The sequence below is a fragment of the Geodermatophilus sp. SYSU D00691 genome, assembly GCF_054050275.1.
Genome location: NZ_JBJGYZ010000073.1, coordinates 1 through 7,526 on the forward strand (window position 1 = coordinate 1; position 7,526 = coordinate 7,526).

The 7,526-nt window shown below is 68.5% G+C and carries 6 protein-coding genes; 5 read left to right on the top strand and 1 reads right to left on the bottom strand.

The features are described 5' to 3' along the window. Positions 1-378 precede the first annotated feature (378 nt). Positions 379-834 carry a hypothetical protein gene (locus tag ACI797_RS27685; RefSeq protein WP_456864054.1) on the bottom strand — a complete coding sequence of 152 codons (456 nt, stop codon included), beginning with the start codon at positions 832-834 and terminating at the stop codon, positions 379-381. 452 nt (positions 835-1,286) lie between these two features. On the opposite strand from ACI797_RS27685, the gene ACI797_RS27690 reads away from it, so the two are divergent. From ACI797_RS27690 to ACI797_RS27710, 5 genes are all read left to right on the top strand, one after another. After that, a complete protein-coding gene (locus tag ACI797_RS27690) occupies positions 1,287-2,027 on the top strand; it encodes a hypothetical protein (RefSeq protein ID WP_456864057.1) in 741 nt (246 codons plus the stop codon). A 226-nt stretch (positions 2,028-2,253) separates the two neighbouring features. Further along, on the top strand, positions 2,254-2,646 hold the full coding sequence (locus ACI797_RS27695) for a DUF4231 domain-containing protein (RefSeq protein WP_456864060.1): 393 nt from the start codon (positions 2,254-2,256) through the stop codon (positions 2,644-2,646). After that, a complete protein-coding gene (locus ACI797_RS27700) occupies positions 2,643-3,170 on the top strand; it encodes an SLATT domain-containing protein (RefSeq protein ID WP_456864063.1) in 528 nt (175 codons plus the stop codon). The genes ACI797_RS27695 and ACI797_RS27700 overlap by 4 nt, the downstream gene beginning before the upstream one ends. Before the next feature lie 559 nt (positions 3,171-3,729). Continuing rightward, positions 3,730-4,065: a hypothetical protein gene (locus ACI797_RS27705; RefSeq protein ID WP_456864066.1), complete on the top strand. Its 336-nt coding sequence runs from the start codon at positions 3,730-3,732 to the stop codon at positions 4,063-4,065. After that, on the top strand, positions 4,044-6,911 hold the full coding sequence (locus tag ACI797_RS27710) for a toll/interleukin-1 receptor domain-containing protein (protein ID WP_456864069.1): 2,868 nt from the start codon (positions 4,044-4,046) through the stop codon (positions 6,909-6,911). The genes ACI797_RS27705 and ACI797_RS27710 overlap by 22 nt, the downstream gene beginning before the upstream one ends. Positions 6,912-7,526 lie beyond the last annotated feature (615 nt).

A 7,526-nucleotide genomic window follows, 5' to 3' on the forward strand; every position in this document is an offset into this window, starting at 1 on the left:
GCCCTTGCGGGCCACGGCGATGACGTCACGCCGGAACTCCGGCGGGAACGGCTTGGGCACGCTGCTGATCCTTCCAGCGAGGCCAGGGCCTCACAGGCAAGGAGTCAACTCAACTGGGGGCAGTCCCGCTGGGCATTACAGCTAGCGGCTTGCGCGGCTGGCGAGCCAGGACTCGGCTCGGGGCCCGGGTTCGGCCGACCCGGTTCGCTCACGCACGTCGGGTGATGCCCGCACTCCAACTCATGCGACTGGCTCGCGGCAGTGCGGTCAATGACAGAAGACGACAAGGCTGCCACCGAGGTGGCGGCGTCCTGGCCGTCGCCCACGATCACGCCGCACTCCTCGACGACGGCCAGTTCGTCCCTTTAGCGCAGAGCGTCACCATCGACTCCCTGCGACTCCTTGACCGCATCCGGCGGCCTGCCAGGCAGAAGCGGGAGTGGTCGTCGAGCCAGTGGCAGATCTCGACATCGGTGCTGTCGGCCAGCGGCCAGTGGGTGATGTCGGCCGGCCAGCGTTCGTTGGGTTGGACCGCCTCGAAGGGGACGTAGGAGCTCCTGGGTCGCTTGTGCGGCTGCGGGGTGACGAAGTCGCGGGCGGTGAGGATCCGCCAATGGTGGACACCGCCGGGCTGGTGCCGTGCCGGCGTTCCAGGTGGGCGGCGATGGTGGCGGCGCCGGACTCATGGCCGTCGCGGTCGAGGTCCTTGCGGATCGCGACGATCTCGTCCTCGAGGTCGTGGGCGGTGTGGTTCGGGCTGGTGGGTGGCCGCCGCGAGCGGGGTTGCAGCCCGACCTCGCCGTCGGCGAGGCAGCGCTGGACGAGGGTGATCACCCAGCGGCGGCTGACCCCGTAGTCCGGGCGACCTCACTCTCGGTCCGGCCCTCCGCCAGGGCCGCGGTGACCAGCAGCTGTGGCATCCCCATGGCACACCCCTCGCGTCAGGGTGTGAATGTTGTCGCGAGACAGGTGTGCATGATGTCTTGAACTCAGACACCTCCTCGGACAAGAGCGTCGTCGAATCCTTGCCGCCACTCGTCCGGCAGCATCGGCCTGACCAGCGGGCAGGACGCTCTCCATCCAGCCGCCGTCGGCAACTCATCGTGCGCCCCGGACCGCGACCACACCTTCCGGGGCCCCCGCCGAAGCCCGTAGCCGGGGCGGTGTGCCGTTCGTGGAAACCAAGTTTCGCTCCCGCAGTCGAGCCGCGCCGATACTCTGCGCACAGCGGCGGCGTCAGGCGGAGACCCGCGAAGGAGGCTGGGATGTCTTCGTCTGAACCCGCGATGACCTGGGAGGCCGCGGGGATTCCTCTCCAACGCGTCAATGTGGTCGCGGAACTTCCCATGGCGGTCGATCGGTTGGGCATCTCGCGGGGTCGACCCGTACTCGTCCTGGTCGGCGGGGCAGCCGGCATGGATCAGACGCATCTCCAGCACGTCGACGAGATCTTTCGTTCCGCGGTGATTCCGGTTCTGGAGGGCTGCCGAGCGGCCATGGTCGACGGCGGGACCGATGCGGGAATCATGCGCGTCATTGGCCGAGCTCGGTCACAGTTGCGAGCCGGCTTTCCCCTCGTGGGGGTTGCTGCCGCAGGAACGGTCGTCGCCCCGCCGCTCGGTGCCGAGCCGGACGGTGGACAGAGGGCAGAGCTCGAGCCGCATCACACGCATGCCATCCTCGTGCCCGGCAGAACCTGGGGCGACGAGTCGCCTTGGCTCGCGGCTGTCGCAACCGCGATCAGCGGTGAGAAGCCGTCCGCGACGCTCGTGGTCAACGGCGGCGAGATCACCTACTCCGATGTCGAGCGAAGCCTGGCCGGCGGCCGGCCGGTGATAGTGCTCGCCGGAACGGGACGCACCGCCGACGCTCTGGCCGCAGCAGCCGCTGGGGACACAGGGGATCGCCGAGCCGTACCGATCGCCACCTCCCCACTCACCCGTATCACGTCCTTGGACGCTCCCGAGGGGCTCGCGCGGACCCTGCAGCTGGTACTGCAGGAGTCGCCCTCGGCAAGTCACGCCTAATCTGCTGCCGTCGCGCACACCCGATCGTTCCGGACCCCTCACACGGAGAAGAATCACGTCGCTTCACAGATCGCCTCGGGGCTCGGGCGATTCCTCCATCCAGGGAGGCGCGATGCGACCGCAGCTGCTCGTCCGGTTCCCGAAGCTCCGCGCTCCCGCAGCCTCTTGGCCGGTCATCCCACCTGACAAACGCGCTGGATACCCGTCATTGGCTCCTGATTTCCAAGTGCTCGACCGGCAGGTCGCGGCCGCGTTCGTCGAAGCGGACGTGGCTGCGCTTCGGTACCAGAATTCCTACCGGCGACAGCAGGTGATCGTCCTGCTGGGCTCCGCAGCCCTCACCGGACTCGGCGCCCTGCAGGCGCTGTTCGCTGATCACCGGTGGCCGGGCCTGCTCTTGGCAGTGCTCGGGGTCATCCTGGCTGCGGCCGGTCGGGCGACGCGCGAGCTGAACGACCTGCAGGGGTACCTGGATCAACGGGCCAAGGCCGAACGGCTCCGGGCTCTGTACTTCCTCTTCCTGTCACGGACTGGGCCCTACGCCGGCGCCGACGCCGACGCGGAGGCCAACCTGCGACGTGCCGTCGTCGCCATTCGATTCGGCATGGAGCCCTCATGACCGATCGGGACAGCGAATTCCGGTCGCTCTATCAGGCGCTGCGGATCGAGGATCAGAAGAAGTACTACGAAGACCGACGCAAGGAGTACGAAGCGGCGCATCGGCAGGCGGTCGCCGCCCGCAACACACTCCTCGGGCTCGCAGCCCTCACCAGCATCGCCGGGCAGTTCACGGAGCCCACGCTGCGTGGCGCACTCGCCGTCGCCGCGGCCCTGCTGGCGGCCTTGGCGGTTGCCGTCACGGGCTTCGAAGCGCTAATCGGATTCCCGCAATTGACGAAGCTGTACACCGACGCCGCCCGAAATCTTGCCGTGGAGGAGATCAACTGGACCACCCGCGCTGCTGATGCAGACGTGGAAGGCGACGTCTCCCGCGTGGAGGACATCTTCACGCGGGAGATCAGCCAATGGGGTCAACTGGTCTCCGAGGCGGCGGCCGAGGCCGCCAAGACGGCCGAAGACGTGGTCGCCCGCAGCCAACCGACCCGCGTCGAGCCCGAGCCGCCCGTGGCTGGCGGCCGCTGAGCCCACGAGAGGGATCGCAGCGCCAGTCATCGAAAGGCTGCTCGGACACCGATCCGTCGGGAGTCGAGGAATGCAATCGAGGAAGACAATCGCGGCTCGTCGGGAGGTCGGCATCGCTGGCCGTGCCGGCGCTCTGCGGTGTTCATCCCCTTCGGCCATGCGTTCGGCAGCCTTTTCGTTCGAAGGGTTGTGTCGCTCCGTACCGAGCGAGGGCGCAACCGTATTCGCGAGGTGACGCGCCTGTGACGCCATGTCGAGACCATGACGACGGCACCGTCCCAGGTGCTCCGCCCCCGGCCTGTCGTCGCAGGCCGCCGGGGCGGATGCGTCGAGTTTGCGTGGGTTGACAGTGTCCGATCAACGACGTCGAGGGCCGGCCTCTCGAGGTGGTGCATGGGTGGGTGGAACGAAAGGTGGCGGTAGGTGCCGTGGCACAGCTCGCTCGTCTTCGTCCCGCCGCGGCTCCTTGGCGAGCCTCGCCGTGCTCCTCCTCCTGCCAGCTTGTGCAGGGGACGACGAGTCGCCCGACAGTCTCTCGGCTGCGCCGCCGACACGGTCCGTGTCGGTCACCGCCGACCCGCCGCCCACCGTCGTCGGGGATCCGGCCGGATGCCCGGTCAGCGAGCTGCGACCAACTATCGAGCGAGCGATCCCCATCGCCGAAGGGGTGGAGATTGCAGAGGTGAGGGTGACTCACTGTCGCAACGACTATGCCCGTGTGGTTCTGGTCGCTAAGACGTCGGCACCGGATGCGGCAGTTGACGACCTTCCCGTCTACCTGCGCAAGGCCGCGGGAGGGTGGTCGGTCGTCGACTACGGCGGACACATCACGTGCTCGCACGAAGAGGGCCTCGGACCGGAGACGGTGAAGGCGTGCAGGGCACTCGAGAACTGATGTCGTCCCCGGAGAACTCCGGGTCGGTGCGTCGGTACCGCGCCTTCATCTCATACAGCCACCAGGACCGGCCGCTGGCGCTGGCACTGCAACGAGCGCTGCACCGGCTCGGTCGGGCGTGGTACCGGCGACCGGCATTCGCGGTGTTCCGTGACGACACGAGCCTGACCGCGACTCCGCACCTGTGGGCGAGCATTCAGTCGTCGATGCACGATTCCGAGTGGCTTATCCTGATCGTCTCGCCGGCTGCTGCGGCTTCCACATGGGTAGATCGCGAGATCCGTTGGTGGCTCGAGCAGCGCGGTGCAGACCGGCTGCTGCTGGTCCTGGCCGACGGCGAGATCTGGTGGGACGACGAGGCCGACGACTTCGACCGGTCGAGGACGACGGCGCTGCCACCTGCATTGTTCGGTGCTTACCAGCATGAACCGCGGTGGACAGATCTTCGCGCGGCCATAGGGGCGGGGCGGACGACGCTGCGCGATCCCGTCTTCCAGGATCGCGTCGCGAACATCGCCGCTCTCCTGCACGGGCGGGCCAAGGAAGAGTTGGTCGGCGAGGAACTACGGCAGCAGCGCACCTGGTCGCGGGTACGCAACACCGCGGTGACCGCCATGGCCCTGGTCACCGCGGCAGCGATCACCGCGTCCTTTCTCTTCGTCTCTCAGCGAGATGAAGCACGCCGCCAGACTGCAATGGCAGAGGCACGTGAGCTGGCGGCACGGGCGGACCGGGCCACCAATCCCTATGAGGCGGTGGCCCTCGCCGTCGAGGCCGAGTTGCGTACGGAGCAGCCCCTGCCCGAGGCGCGCGCCGCCTACGCCAACGCCGTGCAGCGCACCGCCGGGCTGCCGGTACGCCCGGTCAGCCCAGCGATCACAACATCTACGGGATGGACAGACGTCTCCTGGGTCCCCGACGGCTCCGGGATCGCTGTTGCGAGCGCCAACGGATGGCAACTTCGCGACGACGCAACCGGCCGGCCGCTCGCGCCGCTCCATGTCGCTCCCGACGAACACGAGGTCTACGCGATGGCCTGGTCTACGGATGGCAAGCATCTGGCAACCGCAGACATGGACACCGAGGTGGTGGTTTGGGACGCATCGAGTGGGAGCCCACTCGGGCCCCCCGTCGGGGAGGATGCCCACCCCCCCGGGGAACCACTGACGACCCAGGGAGCCGTCGCCTGGTCATCGGACGGCGCCCGACTGGTCTCGGCCGGTCCGGGGAACGTTGTGTTGATCCATTCCGTCGTTCAGGGGCGACCGGTCGGACAGCCCTTGACGATCCGCTCGGGCGGTGTCGAAACCTTTGCCTTGTCGCCGGACGGGACACGGCTGGCTACCGCCGGCTTCGCGGGTGGCGCCGTACGGATCTGGGACACAAGCACCGGCGCCGCCGTTGGGCCACCGCTGCCGGGCGACGGGGGCTGGATCAGTGAGCTGACGTGGTCGCCCGACGGCTCACGGTTGGCCGGTGCGGGTTTGGCCGGGACGACGCTCTGGACGCTCGGCGAGCGAACACCCGATCGCCAGGTCGTCGACGAGGAGTTGTCCGAGGACGTCGCCTGGTCTCCCGACGGGAACCTGTTGGCGGCAGTCGGCTTCGACGTCCAGTTGTTCGATGCGGCGACCGGAGACCGGATCGGTCAACCAGCTCACGACCACGAGACCGGGTCCTTCCTCGCCGACTCGCGTCTCGTTGACATCGACTGGTCGCCCGCTGGCGATCGGCTCGTGACCGGCGCCGTCGACGGCACGATGCGCATCTGGGCCCTCACGCCGATGGCGACCCTGCACTCCACGGTCGCCGTGCAGCACACCGGAGAGGTCTCCGTCCTCGCTTGGTCGGGGCAAGGTGCGCAGCTGGTGAGCGGCGACTGGGAGGGCAAGGTGAAGGTGCGGGACATGGACGATGGAGCCGGGAGCGGCCGAATCGTCACGGAGCACGACTTCGACGCGCTCAGCACGTCACTGGCGCCGGACGGTTCCCGGTTAGCGATCGTCGGCGGTATCGACAGCCGTTTCGATCCCATCCAGATTCTCGATGTCACCAGCGGTGCGGAGATCTCCACCCTGACCGGCCATCCGAACGTCCGGGACGTCGCGTGGTCGCCGCGGTGGCCATGGCTTGCCAGCATCAGCGATGACGGCAGCGTGTGGCTGTGGGACGCTGACGCCGGTGTACCCGTCGGGCCGCCCCTCAGCGCGCGACCCGAGTCGCTGGTCACGGTGAGCTGGTCCCCGGGCGGTGACAGGCTGGCCATCGGGGACTCGGAGTCGATCCGGGTGTTCGACTTCGCGGACAGCAGTTTGCTGACCACCCTAGGCGAGGGGCGTGCTCACAGCGTCCTCGCGTGGTCACCGGATGGATCCCGCCTGGCGAGTGTCGGCGCCCAGGGTAGGGTCTACCTCTACGACGTCTCCGATGGAGTTGAGACCGTGACGGCCACGGGGATGCTCGGTCGTGTCGGTCAGCTGTCGTGGCACCCGCGTGCCCCGGTCCTGGCGGCCGCCGCGGTGGAACAGGGAACCGTGGTGCTGATCGATGGCGAACGAGGTGCGCCGCTAGGGACCGTGGTCCATCCCGAGACCCAGCTGACTGCCATCGCGTTCACGCCGGACGGATCACGCCTGGCGACCGGCGGCCACGATGGCACCGTACGGCTGTGGGGAGCGGTCCTCGAGCGGAGCGTCTGCGAGGAGGCGCGAGCCGCTCTCAGCCCCGATGTGCTCGAGAACCTCATCGGCCCCGGCCGTCCCGCTCCCCGGTGCTCCGACCCGGCAGGTGTTGAGTCCCTCCCTCCACTTCCTGTCGTGCCCCTCGGCATGGAGGAACCGGACTAAGACCGGTGACCGGGTGAGGGCCGGCGCCCGATGGGCGTGCCGCGGTCCAGGCATCGGGCTGAAGCACCCACCTTGCACGGAAAGCCACCACCGCGAATGCCGGACAGGGCGCCGGAGATCGGGCCGACCGAGAGCCCTCTCCTCCGCCTGCTGCAACGTCGGGCCGATGATCAGCCCGTCCTCGCCCAGCCGGCCCGGTAGTAGGCCGCCGTTCTCGACCCGCCACCGGTAGCCGGTCTTGCGGCCGATGCCCAGCAGCTTGCAGGCGGCGACGGTGCCGACGCCGGACTCCAGCAGCTTCCAGTACTCGGCATCGAGATCAGGTTGTCGTTTGTTGCGGCCTCGCCGTCCCACTCGCACACCCCTCGCCTGCAAGGAGTGTTGCGACAAGCCGTGGAACCCGCCCGTCCGCGAGGGGGTCAGTTTCCAGGCGTCGTCGACAACGCTGTCAGGCGTGTGTGTATGTAGCGTGACGCCCCTCGGACACCAGTGCGATGTCGCGGGACACCGTTCACAGGTGTCCCGCGACATCGTTCACGTTCGGGCCTGTGGTTGGTAGTCCCGGGTCGGGTCGAGGGTCAGGTCTCGCAGGAGTGCTCCGCTGGTGCTGAGCAC

Excerpts from the sequence above, each read along its gene's own strand:
- ACI797_RS27690 (WP_456864057.1), top strand. The coding sequence starts at position 1,287 with ATGACCTGGGAGGCCGCGGGGATTCCTCTCCAACGCGTCAATGTGGTC.
- ACI797_RS27700 (WP_456864063.1), top strand. The coding sequence starts at position 2,643 with ATGACCGATCGGGACAGCGAATTCCGGTCGCTCTATCAGGCGCTGCGG.